The sequence below is a fragment of the Streptomyces sp. NPDC093065 genome, assembly GCF_044754585.1.
In the GTDB taxonomy this organism is placed as follows: domain Bacteria; phylum Actinomycetota; class Actinomycetes; order Streptomycetales; family Streptomycetaceae; genus Streptomyces.
In genome coordinates, this window is record NZ_JBIVPJ010000029.1 from 1 (window position 1) to 22,752 (window position 22,752).

Below are 22,752 nucleotides of genomic sequence, written 5' to 3' on the forward strand. Positions count from 1 at the left end.
CCACGGGGGCCCCCCCCCCCCCCCGCGGCCCCGCCGGCCGCCCCCCCCCCGGGGGCCCCCCCCGGGGGGGGGGGGGGGGGCCGGGGCCCCCCCGGGGGGCCCCCCCCCGGCCCCCCCCCCACCGCCGTCCCGTACGCGCACACCTCGGTGCCCACGTCCGTCGCCTCCGTCACGTCGAAACGGAAGGACAGCACCGCGTTCGCTCCCCGCGCGCGTGCCTGCTCGACCAGCCGCTCCATCGCCTGGTTGCGGGGCTCGACCAGTGTCTTGGTGAGGCCGCGCAGCTCACCGCCGACCAGCGACTTCAGCCCGGCACGACGAGCACGTCGGGCTGCGGGCCCCGGCCGCCGCCGTATTCTTCAATTCCCATGGTCCTCAGGTTCCCCGGGGAACGTCACGGCGCACCCCAAGGCACACCGTGGAACCCGGGGCACCGCGGCTGCGTTGTACGTTTGGGCAGCCAGGTACCGCCCGCCTCCCCCAGCAGCAGGAGCCACAATCCCGTGACCACCCTTGCGCTCGGTCCCGAGTGGATCAGCCCGGACTACCTGATCGAGACGTTCAGTCTGCCGGGCATCCTGCTCATCGTCTTCGCCGAGTCGGGACTCTTCGCGTTCCTGCCCGGTGACTCGCTGCTGTTCACCGCGGGCCTGTTCGTCGCCCAGGGCCAGTACATCAGCCAGCCGCTGTGGCTGGTGTGCGCCCTGATCGTGGGCGCCGCCGTCCTCGGCGACCAGGTCGGTTACATGATCGGCAAGTTCTTCGGCCCCAAGCTCTTCAGCCGCCCCAACTCCAAGCTCTTCAAACAGGAGAACCTGGAGAAGGCGCACGAGTTCATGGAGAAGTTTGGTCCCAAGGCGATCGTCCTGGCCCGCTTCGTGCCCATCGTGCGCACCTTCGCCCCGATCGTGGCGGGCGCCGGCCGGATGAAGTACCGCACCTTCCTCACGTACAACGTCATCGGCGGCGTCGCCTGGGGCACCGGCGTCACCCTCGCGGGCTACTGGCTCGGCCAGATCGAGTTCATCCGGACCAACGTCGAGGCGATCCTCGTCGTGATCGTCCTGGTCTCGGTCGTGCCGATCGGCATCGAGTACCTGCGCGAACGCAAGAAGAAGCAGCGCGCCGCCGAGGCCTCGCCGGCCCCTGCGGCGCCCCAGCAGCAGCACCAGCCCCCCTACCCGGTGATGGACGACGCCACGACCCAGCTCCGCAGGGTGGACCCGTACGACCAGCCGCAGCAGCCGCAGCAGTACCAGCAGCCCCAGCAGTACCAGCAGCCCCAGCAGTACCAGGAGCCTCAGCAGTACCAAGAGCCCCAGCAGTACCAGCAGCCACCGCAGCAGCCGTACGCCCAGCAGTACCCGCAGGGTTACGGCGACCAGCACCAGCACCAGCAGTACGGCGACCAGTACCCGTACAACCAGGGGCGCTGATCCCGGGCTAGAAACCCCGCGTCCGCTTGGCCGCCCGGCGCCCCGCCGCACTCGCGGCGCCGGGCACCCTCAGGAACAGCCGGGAGATCTCCCCGCCCAGGTTCACCCCGATCGCGATGGCCATCGCCAGCGCCACCGCGTTCGACAGGGACAGCAGTCCCGCGTCGACCTCGCCCTGCGCGATACCCAGCAGACCGAAGTACGTCGCCGAACCGGGCAGCAGCGGCCCGATCGCCGCGGTCGTGTACGGCAGCGCCGACGCGAACCGGTACCGGGACATCAGCTGCCCGAACAGGCCCACGAGCCCCGCCGCGGCGGCCGTGGAGGCCACCGGCGAGATCTCGCCGGCGTAGTGCATGGCGCCGTACACGCACCAGGCGACGCCGCCGTTCAGGGTGACCGCCAGCACGGTGGCCCGTTCCTGCTGGAGCAGGATCGCGAAGGCCAGCGACAGCAGCATCGAGGCGAAGATCTGCACGAACGGTTCGTCACCGGTGCCGAGCTTGGCGTCCGGGTTGAGCTCGGCGCCCAGCTGGACCCCGAAGTACAGGACCACCAGCACCCCGGCGACGATGCTGACGAAGAAGTACATGACCTCCAGCAGACGTGCGGCGGCGGTGATGTAGAAGCCGGTCAGACCGTCCTGCACCCCCGCGACCAGCGCCCGCCCGGGCAGCAGCGCGAACAGTCCACCGGTGATGACCGCCGACGCCTTCACGTCGACGTGCGTCACCGTCAGCACGACGCCCATCGCGGCGGGCGGCATCGCGGCCACCGCGAACTGGTAGAACTCCGGCAGCCCGCGCCCGGCGCACAGCCAGGCCAGCCGGTCGCCGAGCATCGAGCCGAACATCGCCGCGAAGAACACCGTCGGCCCACCGCCGACCAGCAGCGAGGCCCCGCCCGCGAGCAGACCGCTCGCCACGGTCAGCACCCAGGTGGGATACGGGTGCCGGTTGCGGCGGATCTCCGCGAGACGCCGGTAGGCCTCCTCCAGGGAGATGTTCGTGTCGGGGTCGCTGAGGTCGTCCACCAGGTGGAAGACGGCCGCGAGCCGGGTGTAGTCGGTGCCGCGGCGGCGGACCGTCCGCGACGCCGTCACCGGGTCCTCGACCAGGGACGGCTGATGGGAGATCGACAGCAGGGTGAAGGTGACGTTCGGTTCGCAGCGGTCCAGGCCGTAGGACCGGCAGACGGCGAACATGGCCGCCTCCACGTCCTCGGCGCCCTCGCCGCCCGCCAGCAGCAGCTCCCCGATACGCAGCGTCAGGTCGAGCACGCGCGGCACGGCGGGGCCGGTCTCGTCGTCGTGCTTCTGTGAGGGCTCGGGCGCCGGCCGCTCGGCCACCGGCATGCGCAGCATGGCGCGCATCCGGTCCTGCCAGGGCACGTCCGTCAGGCTCACCGCCGGGAAACCGCTCGCCGGGGTGAAGGCGGCCGGGGCGGTCCACGCGCTGTGCGTGCTCGGCATGGTGAACGCCGAGCCCTCGGTGTCCGCGGGCGGGGCCTGCGGCACCTCCAGTCCGTCGGGGAGCGAGAACTCCGAGGTGGTCTCGGACTCGGTGCCGGCGTGTCGCGGGACGGCGAGCCCCCGGGGGATCTCGAACTCGGACGTCGTCGACGACTCGTCGTCGACGGACGCCGCGATCCCACTGGGCTGCCGGAAGGCACTGCGGGCCTCGTCCGACTGCGGTTTGGGGTCCTCCGCCTCCGTCACCTGCGCAACGCTCCCTGGTACGAACACACCCTCCTGTTGACCTCAGTATGGTCACTCAAACGCGGACGGGCCGCACGCGTGTGCGTGCGGCCCGTCACCGGAGGGGCACCTGGTCAGTGGCCGCCCTGGTCCTTGAAGCGCTTGTAGGACCGCTCGATCTCGGCCTCGGCGTCGGTGCGGCCGACCCAGTCGGCGCCCTCGACGGACTTGCCGGGCTCCAGGTCCTTGTAGACCTCGAAGAAGTGCTGGATCTCCAGGCGGTCGAACTCCGACACGTGGTGGATGTCACGCAGGTGCTCCACACGCGGGTCGGTCGACGGCACGCACAGCAGCTTGTCGTCGCCGCCGGCCTCGTCCGTCATCCGGAACATGCCGATCGCGCGGCAGCGGATGAGGCAGCCCGGGAAGGTCGGCTCGTCCAGGATGACCAGCGCGTCCAGCGGGTCGCCGTCCTCGCCGAGGGTGTTCTCGACGAAGCCGTAGTCGGTCGGGTAGGCGGTCGAGGTGAACAGGCGGCGGTCCAGGCGGATACGACCGGTCTCGTGGTCCACCTCGTACTTGTTCCGCGAACCCTTCGGGATCTCGATCGTGACGTCGAACTCCACCGGACGCTCCTCCATGATCAGCACATAGTTCTGGTGGTTAAGTGTCCCTCACGCAGGTGTGTGATCGCGAAAGGGGCTGGTGACAGTGCCAGAGCTGAGGCCTTGGCGGACCGCGAGACCGCATGTGGTGCGGGCCGCGGGCGCCGTACGTCCCCGTCTGGCACGGTTCGCCCGGACCGCCGCACCGCGGGTCGCACGGTTCGCACGGGCCGCCGCGCCGCGGCTCGCCCGGATCACGAGGCCGAAGACCTGGCAGTACACCGCCGGTGCCGCCACCGCCGGGCTGGCACTGGCCGCCGGTGTGGTGACCGCCGCCGGTCCCTGGGACTCCACGGGTCAGCGTACGGCCGAGCGGGACCGCGCCGTCGCCACGGAGCACGCGGGTGGCACAGATCACGGCCGCGGAGCAGCGGCCTCCGGTACGGCGTCCGGTTCGCCCCGTCCTGCGCCCAGCGCCGGTGCCGTACTGACCGGGCTCGACGGCGCCGCCACCCCCGGCGGCGTCAAGGCGGCACCCGGCGACCAGGACCTCGCGGCCCTCCTCGACCCCCTGCTGAGGGACGACCCCGCACTCGGCGAGCACCGCGCGGCGGCCGTCGTCGACCTCACCACCGGCAAGCGCCTGTACGGCCTCGACTCCGACGCCGCCCTCACCCCCGCCTCCACCACCAAGATCGCCACCGCCGTCGCCGCCCTCACCGCCATGGGCCCCGACCACCGCCTCACCACCCGCACCGCACTGGAGCCCGACACCGGCGAACTCGTCCTGGTCGGCGGCGGCGACCCCACCCTCACCGCCCGCGAGGAGGCCCACGGCCTCGCCGGCCTGCGCACCCTCGCCGAGCAGACCGCCGCCGCCCTGAAGAAACGCGACGTGCGCAAGGTGACGCTGTCGTACGACACGACGCTCTACGCCGGCACGGACCTGCACCCGATCGGCGTCAACGAGAACCTGGCCCGCGTCACCGCGCTGATGGCCGACGAGGGCCGCACCGACGACTCCACCAGCGGTCCCGCCCCGCGCGTCCCCGACCCCGCGGACGCCGCCGCCCGCACCTTCGCGGACCTCCTGAAGCAGCACGGCATCACCACCTCGCCCCCCGGCCCCTCCAAGGCCACGGGCCGCGCCACCACCCTCGCCACCGTCTCCTCGCCCCCGCTGTCGGCCCTGGTCGAGCGGATGCTGACCAACAGCGACAACGACCTCGCCGAGGCCCTGGCCCGCCACACCGCGGTGGCCACCGGCAAACGCGCCGACTTCGCCGGGGCGGGAGCCGCCGTCACGGCCCGCCTGAAGCAGCTCGGCCTGCCGGTGCGCGGCGCGCGGTTCCACGACGGAAGCGGCCTCGACCGCACCGACCTGATCACCCCCGATCTGCTCACCGCCCTGCTGACCGAGGCGGCCGGCCCGTCCCGGCCCCAGCTGCGCGCGGTGCTCACCGGCCTCCCCGTCGCCCACTTCACCGGCACACTGGCCGGCCGTTACACGGACGGCGCAGCGGGCCTCGTCCGAGCCAAGACCGGCACCCTCACGGGCGTGAACACCCTCGCCGGCACGGTCACCACCCCCGACGGCCACCTCCTGGCCTTCGCCTTCCTGGCCCACGGCACGACGGACGCCTGGTCGGCCCAGTCGGCTCTGGACCGGGCGGCGACGACGCTGGCCTCCTGACCGCCGTGGGCAGTCGTTCCGCAGGGCGATGGGGGTACCTCCCATGCCGTTCAGGCAATGGGGGAGGGTGGGCACGGCCTGCAACGCCGGGTGCCTCGGCAATGGACCTCGGCCCTGCCGACCTCGTAGGCGTCCCCCGGGCACCGCACAGCCTGCCCCCAGCGGCAGCGCTCCCGTACCGTTGACCCATGACGAGCATCGGCGCAAATTCCGGCATGGTCGACTGGAACCTCGCGGTGGCGACCGCGACCCGGCTCGTACGGCCGGGCCCCGAGGTGAGCCGCGACGAGGCCAGGGCCGTCGTCGGGGAACTCCGCCGCCATGCCAAGTCCTCGGAGGAACACGTCCGCGGCTTCACCCGCATGGGCACCGAGGAGACCCACGACACCCCCGTCCTGGTGGTCGACCGGCCCGGCTGGGTCCGGGCCAACGTCGCCGGGTTCCGGGAGCTCCTCAAACCCCTGCTGGAGAAGATGCAGGAGCGGCGCGGCGGCGGCACGGGCAACGCGGTCCTCGGCGCCGTCGGCGGCAAGGTCACCGGCGTCGAGCTGGGCATGCTGCTGTCGTTCCTGTCCTCCCGGGTCCTCGGCCAGTACGAGACCTTCGCCCCCGCCACCCGCGAACTGCCCGCCGGCGCGAACGGCGGCGGGCGACTGCTCCTCGTCGCGCCGAACATCGTGCACGTGGAGCGCGAACTCGACGTCGAACCGCACGACTTCCGCCTGTGGGTGACCCTGCACGAGGAGACCCACCGCACGCAGTTCACCGCCGTGCCCTGGCTGCGCGACCACCTCGAGGGCGAAATCCAGTCGTTCCTGGCCGAGACCGACGTCGACCCCATGACCGTCCTCGAACGGGTCCGCGAGGCCGCCCAGACGCTGGCCGGAGGCCGCCCCGAGACGGAGGAGGACGACGGCGGCCGGTCCCTGGTGGAACTGGTGCAGACCCCGGCCCAGCGCGAGGTCCTCGGCCGCCTCACCGCCGTGATGTCCCTCCTGGAGGGACACGCCGACTTCGTGATGGACGGCGTCGGACCGGCGGTCGTGCCCACCGTCGGGGAGATCCGCGAGAAGTTCCAGCAGCGTCGCGCCAAGGGCGCCTCCCGCCTCGACATGGCACTGCGCAAGCTGCTCGGCCTGGACGCCAAGCTCCGCCAGTACCGCGACGGCGAACGCTTCGTACGCGCCGTCGTCGACGAGTGCGGCATGGACGGCTTCAACCGCGTGTGGACCTCGCCCAACACGCTCCCCACCAAGTCGGAGATCGCCAAACCGGCGGACTGGATCGCGCGGGTGCACCGCAAGCCGGAGGCGTGAGCCGCGCGGGCGGGGCGTGAAACGATTCCGGCCGACGGCAGGCGAACGACCCTTCAATCACCCGTCCGAGGGACCGTGAGCCTTCGGCAGGCGTGCGATGCTCGGGTATCGGCCCGTTTCTGTCACCATCTACACACTCTGCGTGACCGAACCTCGGGCTCACCCCCGACAACTTCATGAAGGGCACCGGACATGGGTCCCCATCCTGCGGTCGCGGCGATACGCCTGGCGGTCCGCCGCGTCCTCCACGACATCCTCACCGAACTGAACACTCCGGCCGGCGTCCCCGCCGCGACGGCCGCCGGACGCACGCCCGAGGGCGCGTCCGGACTCCCCGACTCCCCGCTCGTCCTCGTGGCGTGCTCCGGCGGCGCCGACTCCATGGCGCTCGCCTCCGCCCTCGCCTTCGAGGCCCCCCGGCTCGGCATCCGCGCCGGCGGCGTCACCGTCGACCACGGCCTGCAGCACGGCTCCGACCTGCGCGCCGAAGAGGTCGTCCTGCGCCTGCGCGAACTCGGCCTCGACCCGGCGGAGGCCACCGCCGTGACCGTCGGCCGCGAGGGAGGCCCGGAAGCAGCCGCCCGCGACGCCCGCTACGCGGCGCTGGACGAGGCCGCCGCCCGCCACGGCGCCGCCGCCGTCCTGCTCGGCCACACCCGCGACGACCAGGCCGAGACCGTCCTGCTGGGCCTCGCCCGCGGCTCCGGCATCCGTTCCCTGTCGGGCATGGCCGCGGTCTCGGGGGCCGGCGGCCGTTACCGGCGCCCCTTCCTCCAGGTCGACCGCCAGACCGCACGCAAGGCCTGCATGGTCCAGTCCCTCCCCGTCTGGGACGACCCCCACAACGCCGACCCCGCCTACACCCGTTCCCGGCTGCGCCACGAAGGCCTGCCCGCCCTGGAGAAGGCGCTCGGCAAGGGCGTCGTCGAAGCCCTCGCCCGTACGGCCCAGCTCTCCCGGGACGACGCCGACGCCCTCGACACCTGGGCCCACCAGGCCGAGGTCGGCGTCCGCGACGCCACCGGCGTCCTCGAGTGCGCCAAGCTCTACGCCCTGCCGCCCGCCGTACGCCGCCGGATCCTGCGCCGCGCCGCCCTGGAGGCCGGCGCCCCCGGCGGCGCCCTGTTCGCCCGCCACATCGAGGAAGTCGACCGGCTGATCACCGGCTGGCGCGGTCAGGGAGCCATCAACCTCCCCGGCAAAGTCGTCGCCCGGCGGCAGGGTGGCAGACTGGTGATTCGGCAAGGCTGAATCCGGACCCTCCCACCGATCCGCGCACGGATCGCCGGGGCGTTCCGGAGTGGCCGGTGGGACGACCGAAAGTGATGCGGGTGGACGCGAACGACATGGGTGCCGACCTCGAGAAGGTACTCATCACCAAGGAAGAGATCGACGCGAAGCTGGCCGAGCTGGCCGCGAAGATCGACGCGGAGTACGCGGGGAAGGACCTGCTCATCGTCGGCGTCCTCAAGGGCGCCGTGATGGTCATGGCCGACCTGGCGCGCACGCTGTCCACCCCGGTCACGATGGACTGGATGGCGGTGTCCTCGTACGGCGCGGGCACCCAGTCCTCCGGTGTGGTGCGGATCCTCAAGGACCTCGACACCGACATCAAGGGCCGCCACGTCCTGATCGTCGAGGACATCATCGACTCCGGCCTGACCCTGTCCTGGCTGATCTCCAACCTCGGCTCGCGCGAGCCCGCCTCCCTCAAGGTGTGCACGCTGCTGCGCAAGCCCGACGCCGCGAAGGTCGCCATCGACGTCGAGTGGGTCGGCTTCGACATCCCCAACGAGTTCGTCGTGGGCTACGGCCTCGACTACGCCGAGAAGTACCGCAACCTCCCGTTCGTCGGTACGCTCGCGCCCCACGTGTACGGCGGCTGACGCGCCCGCAGCGCGGTCCACGGCGTTTCGGCGGGCCACCGGGAACCCCTGAGGCCCCCGCGCCGTTGGAGCATGCAGACGGGACGTCGGCCCGCCCGTGCGGCTGAGGGCCGCCACGCTGGGGTACCGTCAGAAGAACTGTCTTATCAAACTCACTATGGCAGGAGGGACGGGGCGACACCGCTCCGTGTGGATGGACGTGAAGCGATACTTCCGTGGGCCAATCATGTGGATCGTGCTGGCCGTCCTTGCCGTGGTCGTGTTGATGCAGGTCGTGGGCTCGTCCGGCGGCTACAAGACGGTGGACACTGGCCAGGTCGTCCAGGCGATCAACGACAACAGGGTCGAGTCGGCCAAGCTGACCACCGGTGACGAGCAGAACATCAAGGTTCAGCTCAAGGACGGCCAGAAGGTCGAAGGCAGCTCGAAGATCCAGGCGAGCTACATCGGCGACCAGGGCGTGACCCTCGCCAGCACACTTCAGAACAAGTACCAGGACAAGCAGATCCCCGACGGCTACACGGTGTCGCCGTCGAAGCAGAACCCGTTCGTCGGGCTGCTGATCACCCTGCTTCCCTTCGTCCTCATCGTGGTCATCTTCCTGTTCCTGATGAACCAGATGCAGGGCGGCGGCTCCCGGGTCATGAACTTCGGCAAGTCCAAGGCGAAGCTCATCACCAAGGACACGCCGAAGACGACGTTCTCCGACGTCGCGGGCTCCGACGAGGCCGTCGAGGAACTCCACGAGATCAAGGAGTTCCTGCAGGAGCCGGCCAAGTTCCAGGCCGTCGGCGCCAAGATCCCCAAGGGCGTGCTGCTGTACGGCCCGCCCGGCACCGGCAAGACCCTGCTCGCGCGCGCCGTCGCGGGCGAGGCCGGCGTGCCGTTCTACTCGATCTCCGGTTCCGACTTCGTCGAGATGTTCGTCGGTGTCGGTGCCTCCCGAGTGCGCGACCTGTTCGAGCAGGCCAAGGCGAACGCGCCGGCCATCGTCTTCGTCGACGAGATCGACGCGGTCGGCCGCCACCGCGGCGCCGGCCTCGGCGGCGGTCACGACGAGCGCGAACAGACCCTGAACCAGCTGCTCGTCGAGATGGACGGCTTCGACGTCAAGGGCGGCGTGATCCTCATCGCCGCGACGAACCGGCCCGACATCCTCGACCCCGCGCTGCTGCGACCCGGCCGCTTCGACCGGCAGATCGCCGTCGACCGCCCGGACATGCAGGGCCGTCTGGAGATCCTCAAGGTCCACCAGAAGGGCAAGCCGGTCGCACCCGACGTCGACCTGTCGGCCGTCGCCCGCCGTACGCCCGGCATGACCGGTGCCGACCTGGCCAACGTGCTGAACGAGGCCGCCCTGCTGACGGCCCGCAGCGACCAGAAGCTGATCGACAACCACATGCTGGACGAGGCGATCGACCGCGTGGTCGCGGGCCCGCAGAAGCGGACCCGGATCATGTCGGACAAGGAGAAGAAGATCACCGCGTACCACGAGGGCGGTCACGCCCTGGTCGCGGCGGCCTCACCGAACTCCGATCCCGTCCACAAGATCACGATCCTCTCCAGAGGCCGGGCCCTCGGTTACACGATGGTGCTCCCGGACGAGGACAAGTACTCGACCACGCGCAACGAGATGCTCGACCAGCTCGCGTACATGCTGGGCGGCCGCGCGGCCGAGGAGCTCGTCTTCCACGACCCGACGACGGGCGCGGCCAACGACATCGAGAAGGCCACCGGCCTGGCCCGCGCGATGGTCACGCAGTACGGCATGACCGAGCGTCTCGGCGCGATCAAGTTCGGCGGCGACAACAGCGAGCCGTTCCTCGGCCGTGAGATGGCTCATCAGCGCGACTACTCGGAAGAGATCGCCGCGCTGGTCGACGAAGAGGTCAAGAAGCTCATCGAGACGGCGCACAACGAGGCCTGGGAGATCCTGGTCGAGAACCGCGACGTCCTCGACAACCTCGTCCTCGCGCTGCTGGAGAAGGAGACGCTGGGCAAGGAGGAGATCGCCGAGGTCTTCGCCCAGATCGTCAAGCGCCCGGCCCGGCCCGCCTGGACCGGCTCCTCCCGCCGCACGCCCTCGACCCGTCCGCCGGTGCTCTCCCCGAAGGAGCTCGCCCTGACGAACGGTGCGAACGGCGCGACGGCGGCGATCTCCACCACCAAGAGCACCACGGTGGAGCCTGCCCCGGCACCGGAACGGGCACCGGAGGACCGCCCGGAGAGCTGACCCCGGCCGTCCCGGGTCGCCCCTCCCGGCGGCCCCACCAGGCCCGGAATGTATGCCGCGCCCCCCAGGTTCTAGCCTTGGGGGGTGCGGCATTTCCGTATGCCGTTCGCAGGACGGATCAGGAACGAGGCATCAGATGACCGACCCCGTGACGCTGGACGGCGAGGGCCAGATCGGCGAGTTCGACGAGAAGCGGGCCGAGAACGCCGTACGCGAACTGCTCATCGCGGTCGGCGAGGACCCGGACCGCGAGGGTCTGCGGGAGACCCCGGCGCGCGTGGCGCGGGCGTATCGGGAGCTTCTGGCGGGGCATGCGCAGGAGCCCGAGGATGTACTGACGACGACGTTCGACATCGGCCACGACGAGATGGTCCTGGTGAAGGACATCGAAATCGTCAGTTTGTGCGAACATCACATGCTGCCGTTCCATGGTGTGGCCCACATCGGCTACATCCCGGCGGCGAGTGGCAAGATCACCGGTCTGTCGAAGCTCGCACGGCTGGTCGAAGTCTTCGCGCGCCGCCTGCAGGTGCAGGAACGTCTCACCACGCAGGTCGCCGACTCGCTGATGCGGATCCTCGAGGCCCGGGGCGTGATCGTCGTCGTTGAGGCCGAGCACATGTGCATGTCGGTACGCGGGGTTCGCAAGCCCGGCGCCAAGACCACGACGTCCGCGGTGCGCGGTCAGCTTCGGGACGCTACGACGCGTGCTGAGGCAATGAGCTTGATACTGGCGCGCTGAACCGATCGTCGGAGGTGCCCGATACCGTCCTTGGTCAGTGAGTCGGTCACTGATCAAGGGGGATCGCCATGGGGTGCGGACTGCCCAGCAAGCAGACGGTGAACGCCGTCGAGGGGCGGCTGCGGGCGCGGGACGTGCGAGTGGGCTGCCGTCTGTGGATGCCGGACGGGGAGCGCACGGTCCCGACCGGATGCTGGGTACGCCCGACGGCCGGGTCCACGCGAGGGACGCCACCGGGACGGTGCCCGCCCGGACGCAGGCGAGGAAGCTGTGCCGCACGCGGTTGACCGTCGAGCCGGGTTACGAGCTGGGTTGCCTGATCGGCGCCGCCTGCGCGGATGGGACTGTCGGCAGGAACTACGTGTCCCTGGTGGTCAATGACGAGGCGTTCGCCGAGCGCCATGCGGCCTGCCTCACCGTCGCCACCGGGCTGCCCGCCCGTCTGGAGGCTTTGATGAGGCAGTACGTCGGTGGCGACGCGCACCACCGTGAACAAGCCGTTCATCCTCTGGAGCTACCGACTCAGCCCCTATCCCGGCTTCCTGGTCAACGGACACCTGGCCCGCCGGCCCTGGTGAGCCCGGCGCGTCACGCCGCCGAGGCCGCGCCCGGGTGGTCGTCGTCCTCGTCCTCCGGGAGCTTGCAGACCCGCTCCATGAAGAGGGCGGCCGCTATGACGGCGATGCCCGCGACGACCGAGGAACCGGCGTAGATGGCCTGGTCTCGGCGGGCCGGGACGTCGAGGTGCTCCAGCAGGAAGGCGCCCGTGCCGCCGTACATGCCGGCGACGAGGGCGGCCACCAGGGCGCTGGCCTGGCCGAAGACGACGGCGCGGGCCGCCATCATCGGGTCGACGCCCTTGGCGCCGGGCACCCGCTCCCGCTGGGCCTTCAGACGGGCGCGGATCGAGAGTGCCGTGGCCAGCAGGATCACCGCGATCAGGGCGAGGACGACGGGGGCGGCCAGGGGGACGCTCGGCAGGGTCCCGACCGAGTTCCACAGGCGGGCGCCGGCCCAGGACAGCACCCCCGCGACGACGAACACGCCGGCCAGCACCCTGATGCGCAGCTCTTTCACGGTGTCCCTTCGGTTCCCCGGCGCGGTCGTCCCGACCTCGTCGTCTCGTCGTCCTCGTCGACCTTAACGACTACTCGGGCAGCCGGAGTTCCAGGTCGGCGCGGGGCGCGACGCCGTCGCGGGTGACGGCGGCCAGGAGGTCGGCCACCGAACCCTGTCCGGGCAGCGCGGCCTCGGGGTCCACGTCGAGCCAGGGAGCCAGCACGAAGGCGCGTTCGTGGGCGCGCGGGTGGGGGAGGGTGAGCTGCGGATCGTCGGAGACGACCTCGGCGTAGGCGACGATGTCGACGTCCAGGGTGCGCGGGCCCCAGTGCTCGTCGCGGACCCGGTGGAACGCCTCCTCGACCGCGTGCGCCCGCTCCAGGAGCGAGGACGGGGGCAGCGTCGTCTTCAGGATCACGACCGCGTTGAAGTACGAGGGCTGGCTGTCGGGGGCGACGCCCCACGGCTCCGTCTCGTAGACGGGCGAGACGCCCTTGACGCGCACGCCCGGGGTGTCCTCCAGGGCGTCGATGGCGCCCTGGATGGTCTCCAGGCGGTTGCCCAGGTTGGCGCCGAGGGCGATCACCGCGCGCTTGGGGTTGGACAGGGTGGTGTCCGCGGCGTCGACCTGCTCGATGACGGAGGCGGGCACGGGCTGTACGGTCGGGTCGCTCGGACCCTTGGCGAAGGGGGCGCTCATACACGGCTCCGGATGATGGTGACGGTCACGTCGTCGAAGGGGACGGTGATCGGTGCGTCCGGCTTGTGGACGCAGACCTCGACCTCCTCGACCCCTTCGTGCTTCAGACAGACCTGGGCGATGCGCTCGGCGAGGGTCTCGACGAGGTTGACGGGCTCGCCCTCGACGACGGCCACGACCTCCTCGGCCACGATGCCGTAGTGCACGGTCTTCGCCAGGTCGTCGTCGGCCGCGGCCGGGCGGGTGTCCAGGCCAAGGACGATGTCCACGAGGAAGGTCTGGCCGTCCTCGCGCTCCTTGGGGAACACACCGTGGTGCCCACGGGCCTTCAGGCCGCGCAGCGCGACACGATCCACGCGAATCACTCCTGCAGTCGTCGGTCTCGGCCGGTCGTACCACGTGCGGGTGGTACGGCGGCCCCAGTCGAATCTACCCGTCGGGACCGACAGCACCTGGCCGCGGGGTGCGGGGCGCGGTGGGGCGCGGGCAGGTTTTCACCGTGTGTTTTCCCTGGCGGTCCCGGTGGATCACGGGTTGGTAGCCGCCCCTACCCCGTGGTCCGTGATTCCAACCACTTCGCCTGCCGCCACCGGTCAGGGCGGGGTCTCGTCGCCCTCTTCGTCCTCGCTCTCGGCGAGTACCGGGGAGGCGTGGTGGGACCAGAGCTTCCAGCCGGCGGGGGTGCGGCGGAACGTGTTGGTGGCCACCACGAGCTGGCCGACGAGCGGGCCGAGCTCCTCGTCGCCGTCGGGGGCGGGACCGCCGCTGAGGATGTTCTCGGTGCAGGTGACCAGGGCGGTGTCGCCGGTGACGGAGACGTGCACGTCGGTGAGGAAGAACTGGATGTAGTCCGTGTTCGCCATGATCAGGGCGTAGGAGCGCAGGACCTCGCCGCGACCGGTGAGCACCGGCCAGCCCGGGTGCACGCAGGAGACCACGCCGGAGTCGGCCGGGTCGTGGTACGACTCGTCGACGCCCAGGTCGGAGGGGGTGAGCCAGAACTCGGAGACCTTCTCGAAGTCGCCCTCCTCCAGTGCCTCGTAGAAGGCGGTGTTGGCGGCCTCGACCTGTTCGACGTCGAGGTGCGGCGCGTTCACCGGGCGCCTTCGACGGCGCGGGCGACGCGGACGGCGTCGGCGGTGGCGCGGACCTCGTGGACGCGGACCGCCCAGGCGCCGGCGTGCGCCGCGAGGGCGGAGACCGCGGCGGTGGCCGCGTCGCGCTCGCGCGCGGGGGGCGGGGCGGCTTCCGGGCCGGCCAGTACCCGGCCGAGGAAGCGCTTGCGGGAGGCGGCGACGAGGAGGGGGTGGCCGAGGGCGTGGAGGCGGTCGAGGTGGGCGAGGAGGACGAGGTCGTGCTCGGCGTCCTTGGAGAAGCCGAGCCCGGGGTCGACGACGATGCGGTCGGGGGCGATGCCGCCGTCGAGAACGGCCTCCACGCGTGCGTGCAGTTCGTCTACGACCTCGGTGACGACGTCGGTGTAGGTGCCCTTGACGTTGCCGCGCTCCAGGAGGCCGCGCCAGTGCATGACGACGAAGGGGGCGCCCGCGTCGGCGACGACCGGGATCATCCGGGGGTCGGCGAGGCCGCCGCTGACGTCGTTGACCAGGGCGGCGCCGGCGGCGAGGGCCTGCTCGGCGACGGAGGCGCGCATGGTGTCGACGGAGATCGTGACACCCTCGGAGGCGAGGCCGCGCACGACCGGGACCACGCGCCTGAGTTCCTCGTCCTCGTCGACGCGGGTCGCGCCGGGACGGGTGGACTCGCCGCCGACGTCCACCAGGTCGGCGCCCTCGGCGACCAGGTCGAGGCCGTGCTTGATGGCGGCCGTGGTGTCGAAGAAGCGGCCGCCGTCGGAGAAGGAGTCGGGGGTCACGTTGACGACGCCCATGACCGCACAGCGGTCCCAGGCGGTCAGTCCCGCGAGATGGCGGCGGCGGCCGGTCTGCTTGCTCATGTGTTCAGCGTAGGTGGTGGCCTGGGGTGGGGTGCCGCTGCGGCTGCCTCCGGCGGTGGTGCGGGTGCGGGTGCCTGCGGCGCCTGTGCGGCTCTGGTGGGGGTGCGCGTGGCGCCCTCGGGTCGGTGGTGGGTCGGGGGCGGGCCGGGGGGTGTCCGTCCTCGGAACGGCGCGGAATCGGTCACTTGAAGAGGCTCGGCGCGTTGACGCGCCGACCGCTGCGGGCGCACACCTCCGACCCGCCGCGTCGCCGCGGGCAGCCGCCCTGCTGCCGTAGCTGCGGGCAGCCGCCCTGCCGCCGTCGCTGCGGGCAGTCGCGCCTCCCCCAGGGGGGTGCCCCCATGGCGGCACGGGTGGGCGCAGCGGCACCCCGTCAGCGCCGGACCACTGACCACACCCGCCCCGGGTGGCTGGCCGTCCTACGCCGCCCGCGCCGGCGCCTGGTGCGCGCAGGGACGGCGCGACGGCGTCCGGCGGCGCAGGAACCGCGGCAGCGGCACCGTGACGAATCCTTCCGCCTGCATCGCGGCGAAGCCGATGCGCGGGAGGTCGGCGGAGCGGCGGTAGACGACGAAGCGCGGTTCCCACCGGGGCCGGAACTTGGCGTTGAACTTGTACAGGGACTCGATCTGGAACCAGCGGGAGAGGAAGACCAGCAGTCCGCGCCATGCGCGCAGGACCGGGCCCGCGCCGATCTTCTCGCCGCGCGCGAGGGCCGCGCGGAACATGGCGAAGTTCAGCGACACCCGCGCGATGCCCAGTTTCGGGGCGGCCTGGAGCGCGGCCACGATCAGGAGTTCGTTCATGCCGGGGTCGGCCGCGCGGTCGCGGCGCATCAGGTCCAGGGACGCCCCGTCCGTGCCCCATGGCACGAAGTGCAGGACCGCCTTCAGATCGCCGTACTCGCCCGGCTCGGCGTCCTGCTTGTGCGCCGTCGCGATCAGGCAGTCGCCGTCGGCCGGGTCGCCGACGCGGCCCAGGGCCATCGAGAAGCCGCGCTCGGTGTCGGTGCCGCGCCACGCGTCGGCGGCGCGGCGGACGCGGTCCAGTTCGGCGTCGGAGAGATCAGCCACGCGCCGTACCCGGGTCTCGTAACCGGCCCGCTCGATGCGCTTGACCATCTGTCGTACGTTGCGCATCGCGCGGCCGGCGAGGGAGAAATCCGCCACGTCCACCACCGCCTCGTCGCCGAGTTCGAGGGCGTCGAGGCCGGTTTCGCGGGTCCAGACCTCGCCGCCGGTCTCGGAGCAGCCCATCACGGCGGGAGTCCAGGAGTGGGCGCGGGCCTCGTCCATGAAGCGTTCGATGGCGCCCGGCCAGGCCTCGACGTCGCCGATCGGGTCCCCGCTGGCCAGCATCACGCCGGAGACGACGCGGTAGGTGACGGCGGCCTTGCCGCTGGGGGAGAAGACGACGGCCTTGTCGCGGCGCAGCGCGAAGTGGCCGAGGGAGTCGCGGCCGCCGTGCCGGGCAAGGAGGGCGCGCAGGCGCGTCTCGTCGTCCTCGGTGAGGCGGGCTGCGGGGTGTTCGGGGCGGAAGGCCAGGTAGATCGTGGTGATGGCGGTCAGCAGGCCCAGGGCGCCCAGGGAGAAGGCGACGGTCCAGGACGTGTTGCCGCGGTAGTCGACCGGGCCCTCGACGCCGAACAGGCCGTACAGGACGTGGGTGATGCGGTCGGCCAGGCTCGGGTCGCCGAGCATGCGGTGCGGGTGGGCGTTGACCACGAGCAGGCCGAGCAGGACGGAACCGGCGCTCATGAGGACGAAGTTGGCCAGTGCCCGCCAGCGGCTGCGCGGGTCGGGGAGGGCGGCGAACTCGGCGCGGTGGCGCAGGAGGGGGACCAGCAGGGCCAGGGAGATCAGTACGCCGATGAGGGAGTGGCGGTACGAGAACTGCGCGACGGCGCCGAGCGGCAGCAGGGCCACGGCCGCCCGCCAGGCCCTGCGCTTGCGGCGCTTGAGGCCGTGGGCGAGCAGGAGGAGCAGGACGCCCGCGCTCAGGGAGAGGGCGGCGGCGAAGGGTCCGAAGGCGCCCGGCAGGACCTCGGCCAGCGCGTGCATACGACTGTGCCGGAAGCGCGGGAAGGAGCCGGCCGCGATGTCCAGCAGGCCGACCAGCACGCAGGCGCGGCCGACGAGGAGAGGGACGTTCTCCGGGCGGGGACCGCGCGGTATGCGCCGTACGCGGGGGGACCTCGCCGGAACCGAGCCCGACATTTCCTCATCTGTCCTGACAGACATCGCACCTGTTAGTTCTGCGAGAGACCGTGGATCCGGGCCCGTTTCGGGCATCCGGCGACATTGCGCCCTCTAGGACGGTGTCTCGGAGGGAGAGGTTCACTCCCCTGATCACAAAGCCCGGACGAACGGACGGACCGACGCACGGGCGCACGGAAAGCGCGGGCGGTAGCAAGGCATGGGTTTGACGAGCGACAAGGTGCTGGCGCTGGCCGTGGTGGCCGGGGCGCTGCTGTTCGCCGGGACGGTGTGGCTGTGGCCGAGGCTGGCGCGGCGGAGCGTGCGGGCCGTTCTCGGCAGGGTCGGTCTGCTGTTCGCCACCCAGGTGGCGGTCTTCGCGGCGGTGGGTCTGGTCGCCAACCAGTCCTTCGGTTTCTACGGCAGCTGGGCCGACCTGTTCGGACGGGAGGACGGGCAGGGCGTGGTCGTGGACCACTCCGCGGACGCGGGCGGCGGGCCGCTGCGGGTCGTCGGCGACCGGAGGGTGGCACCGGCGGGCGGGTCGCGGCCCGAGGTGTCGGGGCGGGTCGAGGAGATACGGGTCGTCGGACGCACGTCGCGGATCGCGTCCCCCGCGTTCGTCTATCTGCCGCCGGAGTACTTCCAGGCGCGGCACCGTGGCCGTACGTTTCCCGCGGCCGTCGTCCTGACCGGTTATCCGGGGACGGCCGAGGCGCTGGTTGAGAAGCTCCACTACCCGCGTACGGCGCTGGATCTGGCGAAGGCCGGCCGGATGCGGCCGATGATCCTGGTGATGCTGCGGCCCACGGTGGCGCCGCCGCGCGACACGGAGTGCGTGGACGTACCGGGCGGGCCGCAGACGGAGACGTTCTTCGCCAAGGACCTTCCCGAGGCCGTGAGTGCGCACTACCGGGTGGACAAGGGGCCGCGGAGCTGGGGCGTCGTCGGCAACTCGACCGGCGGCTACTGCGCCCTGAAGCTCGCCGCGCACCATCCGGAGGTGTACGCCGCCGGGGCCGGGCTCTCCCCGTACTACGACGCGCCGAACGACCCCACCACGGGCGACCTCTTCCGGGGCGACAAGGACCGCGAGAACCGGGCCAGTCTGTGGTGGTGTCTCAAGAACAGGCCCGCGCCGCACACTTCACTGCTCGTCACCAGCAGCAGAACCGGCGAGACGAACTACAAGGACACGCTGAAGTTCATCGGGCTGGTGAAGGAGAAGCGGCCGACGCGGATCTCGTCGATCATCCTGGAAAGCGGCGGGCACAACTTCAATACCTGGCGGCGCGAGATTCCCGCGACGCTGCGGTGGCTGGATGAGCGGCTGGCGGCCGGCGGGACTCATGAATGATCTTGGAATCCGGGAGTGATTCCTCCGTCGTCGGGGACGCCGTCGGGGATGTGGATTACCTGTGCCCTGTGAACATGTCGGAGACGGCCGTGTTTTTACGGGGCGGGGCGCCAAGATTCGCCTACGCGCGGTAAGTTTCTGGCCATGCCACGTGGACGTCACCGCCATTCCCCGCCTTTGCACAGGCTGCTTCCTCCCTCGGCGATCGCAGGTGTTTCGGTCGTCTGCGCCCTCGGGCCCTGGTTGTTCGGCGAGACGCTGATCCTGCGCGTACTGGCCGCCGCCGCCGCGGTGACGGCTGTGGTCGGCGCGGTCGTCATGCGGCACTGGGACGCCCAGGCGGGCCGGCGGGTTGCCGACCTCACGCGCGCGCGTGCCAGCGACGAGTGGCGGTTCGAGGAGCGGGTCGCCGAACTGGAGTCCGACCTGGAGGAGTCGCGCGAGCTGAGGCAGAAGCTGGAGCACCGGCTGCGGGCCAAGCGCACCGAGCTGGCGGGGCTGCGCAACGAGCACGCCTCGCTGCTGCGGCGCTACGCCACGGCGGAGACCGAGCGGGCCAGCGCGCTGGAGGGCCGCCGCCTGCTCGAGATCGAGGCCGCGCCGCAGACACCCGCACTGCCGGCCGCCCGCACGGCCCCGGTCCAGGAGACGCCGGTCCAGGAGACGCCGGACACGGTGGCCGAGAAGGCCGAGAAGGCCGAGGAAGAAGCGCCGGCCGAGGAGAGCGGGAGCGTCGAGGAGGCCGGCGTCCCCGCGGTGTTCTCGCCGGAGGGCTCCCGGCTGTTCCTGCGCGCGAACGCCGCACTGGCCCGCCTGGACGGCGGTGCGCCCGTCGACCCGGACGGTGGCGACCGGGCCGAAGCCGCCGACCCCGTCGACCCCGTCGACGGCTCCGACGGGGACGGCGACGGTGACGGGGGCGGCGAGGGCGCGGCGCCTGCCGGGGCGGGGCAGGAGGACGAGGCGCAGGGGCAGTCCGAGGCGGCCGACGGCCACGAGCGCACCGCCGCCGCCTCCCCCACGACGACGTCCGACCCGGGGCCCGCGCAGCCCACCCAGTCCACGCGGCCCACCGGGCGGGCCGACGGGCACTTCACGGTGCCGACCGCGGTGGCCGTGGTGCCGGCGGCTCCGGCGCGGCGACCGGTGGTCGAGGGCGGCTTCGACTTCTTCGGCACCAAGGTCCCCGAGGGTGTGGCGGACACGGCGGCCGCCTCCGACGCCGCCCTGGAGACCGTCCAGAACGAGGACCTCGCCGACGTGGTCGGCCAGGAGGCGCTCGCCCTGCACAAGGCCGAGGCCGAGGTCGGCTTCAAGCCGGCCGGCGAGGAGTCCAGGGACGTGACGCAGGTGATCGACCTGACCGCCCACGACGAGACCGAGCAGATCGACGTGCAGGGCCTGCGCAGCGCGGTCTCCTGACCGCCCGCCGAAAGCCGCGGGTGCCCGGCGGGGCTTGCGGGTCTCAGGCCATCCAGCGGTCCGGCGGGGCGTCCCGGCGGCCGGTCCTGGAGCGTTCCGCCTGGCTCCGCAGCAGCCGGGCCGCCTCGTCGGCGTCGCGCAGCCGTGCGGTCACGGTCTTGTTCGCCCCCGTGTCCACCGTTACGTCGGCCAGCCGCAGCGCACGCCGCCAGGGCCCCTGGGTCAGACGGACGCTCTGGACCTTGGCGTGCGGCACGAGCGCGAGGCTGCGGCGCAGCAGCCCGTGCCGGGCGGCGAACACCGCGTCGGTGACGGTGATCCCGTGGCCGCGCCACCACACCGGCCTGCACCGCGCCGCGCGCCGCGGCGGGCGGGTCAGCTCCGCTCCCGTGGGCACGGCCACCCCGGGCAGCACCCGCGCGACGACCGACTCGGCGATCTCGCGCGGGGCGACCGGCAGCAGGACGGAGTTCGACGACCCGGCCACGTCCAGCTCCACCCGCACCCAGCCGCGGCGCCGCCACAGCAGCGGCTCCACGACGCGCACGGTCTGGACGCGGCCCGGCGGTACCGTCTCGTGGGCGCGGTCCAGCAGGCCGTGGTCGATGCGGAGCCCGTCCGGGGACTCGGCCACCGTCCAGTCGTAGTCCCCGACGAACCGGCCCACACTGTTCGCGCCCGCGGCGCCCACCAGCGGTACGGCGGTCGCCAGCACCGTCCACAGGTTGTGGGTGGCCAGCCACAGCAGCGTCGGTACGACGGCGGCGGCGAGCAGCGTGCCCCAGGTCGCGCCGGTCAGCACCAGCGAGACGGCGAGGACGCCGGGCGGCACCCGCAGCAGCTGCCGCGCGGGGGCCTCGCCGACCTCGTGCGCGGTCTCGGGCGCGAAACCCGCCGCGCGCGCGAGCAGCTCGGCCCGCAGGGCACGGGCCTCGCCGGCGCCCAGGAAGGCCAGTTCGTCCTTCTTGCCGGTGCCTATGACGTCGAGCTTGAGCTTGGCGACCCCCGCGACCCGGGCCAGCAGGGGCTGGGTGACGTCGATGGCCTGGATGCGTTCGAGGCGGATGTGGGCGGTGCGGCGGAACAGCAGTCCGGTGCGGATCCGCAGCTCGGTGTCGGTCACCGCGTAGTGGGTGACCCACCAGGTGAGGAAGCCGTACAGGGCGGCGGCCGGGATCAGCACGGCCAGGCCGATCAGCAGGTGGGTGGTGGTGAGCCGGGTCAGCTGGCGCTGCGCCTGGTCGGGATCGTGCACGGCCCAGCCGACGAGCACGGCGACGGGCGCCCAGGCCCGCCGCAGTGGCGTGACCGGGTGCAGGCGGCGCTCGACGACTTCCTGGGCGGGCGGGGACGCGTCGGCGGTCGTGCCGGTCCCGGGGGCAGCGGTGTTGCCGGGGCCGGGACCGGTCCCGGGCACGCGGTCCGGGCGCCCCCTCGCACGGTCCCCCGTGCCCACCGCCTGGCGGATGCCCGCGCCGGAGGCGTCACGGTCGGAGCCGGTGGCCCCGGGCCCGGGGCCAGGCGTACGAGCGGCCGAACCCGTCGCGTGTTCCGGCGTCCGGGCGGCGTCGTTCTCCGGTCTCCCGGCCGTGTCGTGGCCCGACCTCCCGGCCGCCTCGTGCCCGCTCCCGGCAGCGCCTGCCGACTCCGTCGGTGCGCTGGAGCCGTCTGCCGGTCTGCTTGCGGCGCCCTTCGTTGCGCTCGTGCCGTCTGCCGACCCGCCTGCGGCGTCTGTCGGGTCCGTCGGTGCGCCGGAGCCGTCTCCCGGTGCGCTTGTGCTGCCCGCCGGTCCGCTTGCGGCGCGTGCCGGGTCCGGGGGTGTGCCGCCGCCGTCCGCATGCCCCGTCGTGCCGTCCCCGGCTGTGGCCTTCTCGGGCCCGGGCCCGCTCACAGTCCCGCCGATCGGGCCTCGCCCAGCTCGGTGAGGCGGTCGCGCAGGCGTTCCGCCTCGGCCGGGTCGAGACCGGGGATGGTGGCGTCGGTCGCGGCGGCGGCCGTGTGCAGCTGCACGCTGGCCAGGCCGAAGTGCCGCTCCACCGGCCCGGAGGTGACCTCGACCAGCTGCATGCGCCCGTACGGGACGACGGTCTCCTCCCGCCACAGCACGCCCCGGCTGATCAGCAGGTCGTCGGCGCGCTCGGCGTACCGCCACGAGCGCCAGTTGCGCTCCAGCAGCACCCAGCCCCAGACCAGCAGGGCCAGCGGCAGAAACGCCAGGGCGGCCCAGAAGGGGTCCAGGAACAGCGCGGGCAGCAGGCCCGCGGCGAGCGTCAGCAGGCCCAGCCACACCACCAGCAACAGCCGCCGCATGTGCAGCAGTCCCGGCGGCAGGCCGGTCCACACCGGCTCCTCGCGCGGCGGGCCCGCCGGGCCCGCCGCCCCTGCCGGAGCCGCCGCCTCCGTCGTTCCCGCCTTGCCCGTGTCGTCCGGGCTCCCCGTCTCCATGGGGCCAGCG

Annotated in this window: 19 protein-coding genes and 1 pseudogene; 9 read left to right on the top strand and 11 right to left on the bottom strand. The window is 72.3% G+C overall.

All coding sequences use genetic code 11. The annotated features are described in order from the left end of the window. Positions 1-119: 119 nt before the first annotated feature. Positions 120-370, bottom strand: a pseudogene (locus ACIQFU_RS34265) (heavy metal-binding domain-containing protein); the annotation flags it as partial. Between the two features lie 133 nt (positions 371-503). Between ACIQFU_RS34265 and ACIQFU_RS34270 the strand changes: the two are divergent. After that, complete coding sequence (locus tag ACIQFU_RS34270) at positions 504-1,436, top strand: DedA family protein (RefSeq protein ID WP_402556886.1); 933 nt, start codon at positions 504-506, stop codon at positions 1,434-1,436. Between the two features lie 7 nt (positions 1,437-1,443). Here ACIQFU_RS34270 and ACIQFU_RS34275 read toward each other — a convergent pair whose 3' ends face one another. Next, on the bottom strand, positions 1,444-3,153 hold the full coding sequence (locus ACIQFU_RS34275; protein WP_402556887.1) for a threonine/serine exporter ThrE family protein: 1,710 nt from the start codon (positions 3,151-3,153) through the stop codon (positions 1,444-1,446). Positions 3,154-3,266: 113 nt separating this feature from the next. Next, positions 3,267-3,758, bottom strand: a complete 492-nt coding sequence (locus ACIQFU_RS34280) for an inorganic diphosphatase (RefSeq protein ID WP_007452023.1) — start codon at positions 3,756-3,758, stop codon at positions 3,267-3,269. Positions 3,759-3,882: 124 nt separating this feature from the next. Here ACIQFU_RS34280 and dacB point away from each other — a divergent pair, with 124 nt between their 5' ends. From dacB to folE, 6 genes are all read left to right on the top strand, one after another. Then, the gene (gene dacB / locus ACIQFU_RS34285) at positions 3,883-5,430 is read left to right on the top strand and encodes a D-alanyl-D-alanine carboxypeptidase/D-alanyl-D-alanine-endopeptidase (RefSeq protein ID WP_402556987.1); all 1,548 of its coding nucleotides are present in this window, start codon (positions 3,883-3,885) and stop codon (positions 5,428-5,430) included. Between the two features lie 188 nt (positions 5,431-5,618). Further along, positions 5,619-6,746 carry a zinc-dependent metalloprotease gene (locus ACIQFU_RS34290; protein ID WP_402556889.1) on the top strand — a complete coding sequence of 376 codons (1,128 nt, stop codon included), beginning with the start codon at positions 5,619-5,621 and terminating at the stop codon, positions 6,744-6,746. Positions 6,747-6,938: 192 nt separating this feature from the next. Then, complete coding sequence (gene tilS, locus ACIQFU_RS34295; protein ID WP_402556890.1) at positions 6,939-7,997, top strand: tRNA lysidine(34) synthetase TilS; 1,059 nt, start codon at positions 6,939-6,941, stop codon at positions 7,995-7,997. A gap of 74 nt (positions 7,998-8,071) precedes the next feature. Then, a complete protein-coding gene (hpt, locus tag ACIQFU_RS34300; protein WP_007452004.1) occupies positions 8,072-8,632 on the top strand; it encodes a hypoxanthine phosphoribosyltransferase in 561 nt (186 codons plus the stop codon). Between the two features lie 193 nt (positions 8,633-8,825). Continuing rightward, positions 8,826-10,865 (top strand): ATP-dependent zinc metalloprotease FtsH, encoded by a 2,040-nt coding sequence (gene ftsH, locus ACIQFU_RS34305; RefSeq protein WP_402556892.1) that lies wholly within the window; start codon positions 8,826-8,828, stop codon positions 10,863-10,865. A 136-nt stretch (positions 10,866-11,001) separates the two neighbouring features. After that, positions 11,002-11,607, top strand: a complete 606-nt coding sequence (folE, locus tag ACIQFU_RS34310) for a GTP cyclohydrolase I FolE (RefSeq protein ID WP_402556894.1) — start codon at positions 11,002-11,004, stop codon at positions 11,605-11,607. A gap of 588 nt (positions 11,608-12,195) precedes the next feature. Here folE and ACIQFU_RS34315 read toward each other — a convergent pair. The 6 genes from ACIQFU_RS34315 to ACIQFU_RS34340 form a co-directional block, all read right to left on the bottom strand. Beyond that, entirely contained in the window at positions 12,196-12,684 is a 489-nt protein-coding gene (locus ACIQFU_RS34315) for a DUF3180 domain-containing protein (protein ID WP_402556895.1), read from the bottom strand. A gap of 70 nt (positions 12,685-12,754) precedes the next feature. After that, positions 12,755-13,366, bottom strand: coding sequence for a 2-amino-4-hydroxy-6-hydroxymethyldihydropteridine diphosphokinase (gene folK, locus ACIQFU_RS34320; RefSeq protein ID WP_402556896.1), 612 nt, complete (start codon positions 13,364-13,366; stop codon positions 12,755-12,757). Continuing rightward, positions 13,363-13,722, bottom strand: coding sequence for a dihydroneopterin aldolase (gene folB, locus ACIQFU_RS34325; RefSeq protein ID WP_011028954.1), 360 nt, complete (start codon positions 13,720-13,722; stop codon positions 13,363-13,365). Before folB ends, folK begins: the two co-directional genes overlap by 4 nt. Before the next feature lie 237 nt (positions 13,723-13,959). Continuing rightward, positions 13,960-14,463, bottom strand: a complete 504-nt coding sequence (locus ACIQFU_RS34330; protein WP_402556898.1) for a nuclear transport factor 2 family protein — start codon at positions 14,461-14,463, stop codon at positions 13,960-13,962. Then, entirely contained in the window at positions 14,460-15,323 is an 864-nt protein-coding gene (gene folP, locus ACIQFU_RS34335; protein WP_402556899.1) for a dihydropteroate synthase, read from the bottom strand. The genes ACIQFU_RS34330 and folP overlap by 4 nt, the downstream gene beginning before the upstream one ends. Before the next feature lie 419 nt (positions 15,324-15,742). After that, positions 15,743-17,539: a phosphatidylglycerol lysyltransferase domain-containing protein gene (locus ACIQFU_RS34340; RefSeq protein ID WP_402556900.1), complete on the bottom strand. Its 1,797-nt coding sequence runs from the start codon at positions 17,537-17,539 to the stop codon at positions 15,743-15,745. Between the two features lie 199 nt (positions 17,540-17,738). On the opposite strand from ACIQFU_RS34340, the gene ACIQFU_RS34345 reads away from it, so the two are divergent. After that, positions 17,739-18,875, top strand: a complete 1,137-nt coding sequence (locus ACIQFU_RS34345; protein ID WP_402556902.1) for an alpha/beta hydrolase — start codon at positions 17,739-17,741, stop codon at positions 18,873-18,875. A 144-nt stretch (positions 18,876-19,019) separates the two neighbouring features. Next, positions 19,020-20,297: a hypothetical protein gene (locus ACIQFU_RS34350; RefSeq protein ID WP_402556903.1), complete on the top strand. Its 1,278-nt coding sequence runs from the start codon at positions 19,020-19,022 to the stop codon at positions 20,295-20,297. 43 nt (positions 20,298-20,340) lie between these two features. Here ACIQFU_RS34350 and ACIQFU_RS34355 read toward each other — a convergent pair whose 3' ends face one another. Further along, positions 20,341-21,615: a PH domain-containing protein gene (locus ACIQFU_RS34355; RefSeq protein WP_402556988.1), complete on the bottom strand. Its 1,275-nt coding sequence runs from the start codon at positions 21,613-21,615 to the stop codon at positions 20,341-20,343. 569 nt (positions 21,616-22,184) lie between these two features. After that, entirely contained in the window at positions 22,185-22,742 is a 558-nt protein-coding gene (locus tag ACIQFU_RS34360; RefSeq protein ID WP_402556904.1) for a PH domain-containing protein, read from the bottom strand. Between the last annotated feature and the right edge of the window lie 10 nt (positions 22,743-22,752).

Coding starts and splice junctions, on each gene's coding strand:
- ACIQFU_RS34290 (WP_402556889.1), top strand. CDS start 5,619: ATGACGAGCATCGGCGCAAATTCCGGCATGGTCGACTGGAACCTCGCG.
- ACIQFU_RS34340 (WP_402556900.1), bottom strand. CDS start 17,539: ATGTCGGGCTCGGTTCCGGCGAGGTCCCCCCGCGTACGGCGCATACCG.
- ACIQFU_RS34360 (WP_402556904.1), bottom strand. CDS start 22,742: ATGGAGACGGGGAGCCCGGACGACACGGGCAAGGCGGGAACGACGGAG.
- ftsH (WP_402556892.1), top strand. CDS start 8,826: ATGGACGTGAAGCGATACTTCCGTGGGCCAATCATGTGGATCGTGCTG.
- folP (WP_402556899.1), bottom strand. CDS start 15,323: ATGAGCAAGCAGACCGGCCGCCGCCGCCATCTCGCGGGACTGACCGCC.
- folK (WP_402556896.1), bottom strand. CDS start 13,366: ATGAGCGCCCCCTTCGCCAAGGGTCCGAGCGACCCGACCGTACAGCCC.
- ACIQFU_RS34350 (WP_402556903.1), top strand. CDS start 19,020: ATGCCACGTGGACGTCACCGCCATTCCCCGCCTTTGCACAGGCTGCTT.
- ACIQFU_RS34345 (WP_402556902.1), top strand. CDS start 17,739: ATGGGTTTGACGAGCGACAAGGTGCTGGCGCTGGCCGTGGTGGCCGGG.
- folE (WP_402556894.1), top strand. CDS start 11,002: ATGACCGACCCCGTGACGCTGGACGGCGAGGGCCAGATCGGCGAGTTC.
- tilS (WP_402556890.1), top strand. CDS start 6,939: ATGGGTCCCCATCCTGCGGTCGCGGCGATACGCCTGGCGGTCCGCCGC.
- hpt (WP_007452004.1), top strand. CDS start 8,072: ATGCGGGTGGACGCGAACGACATGGGTGCCGACCTCGAGAAGGTACTC.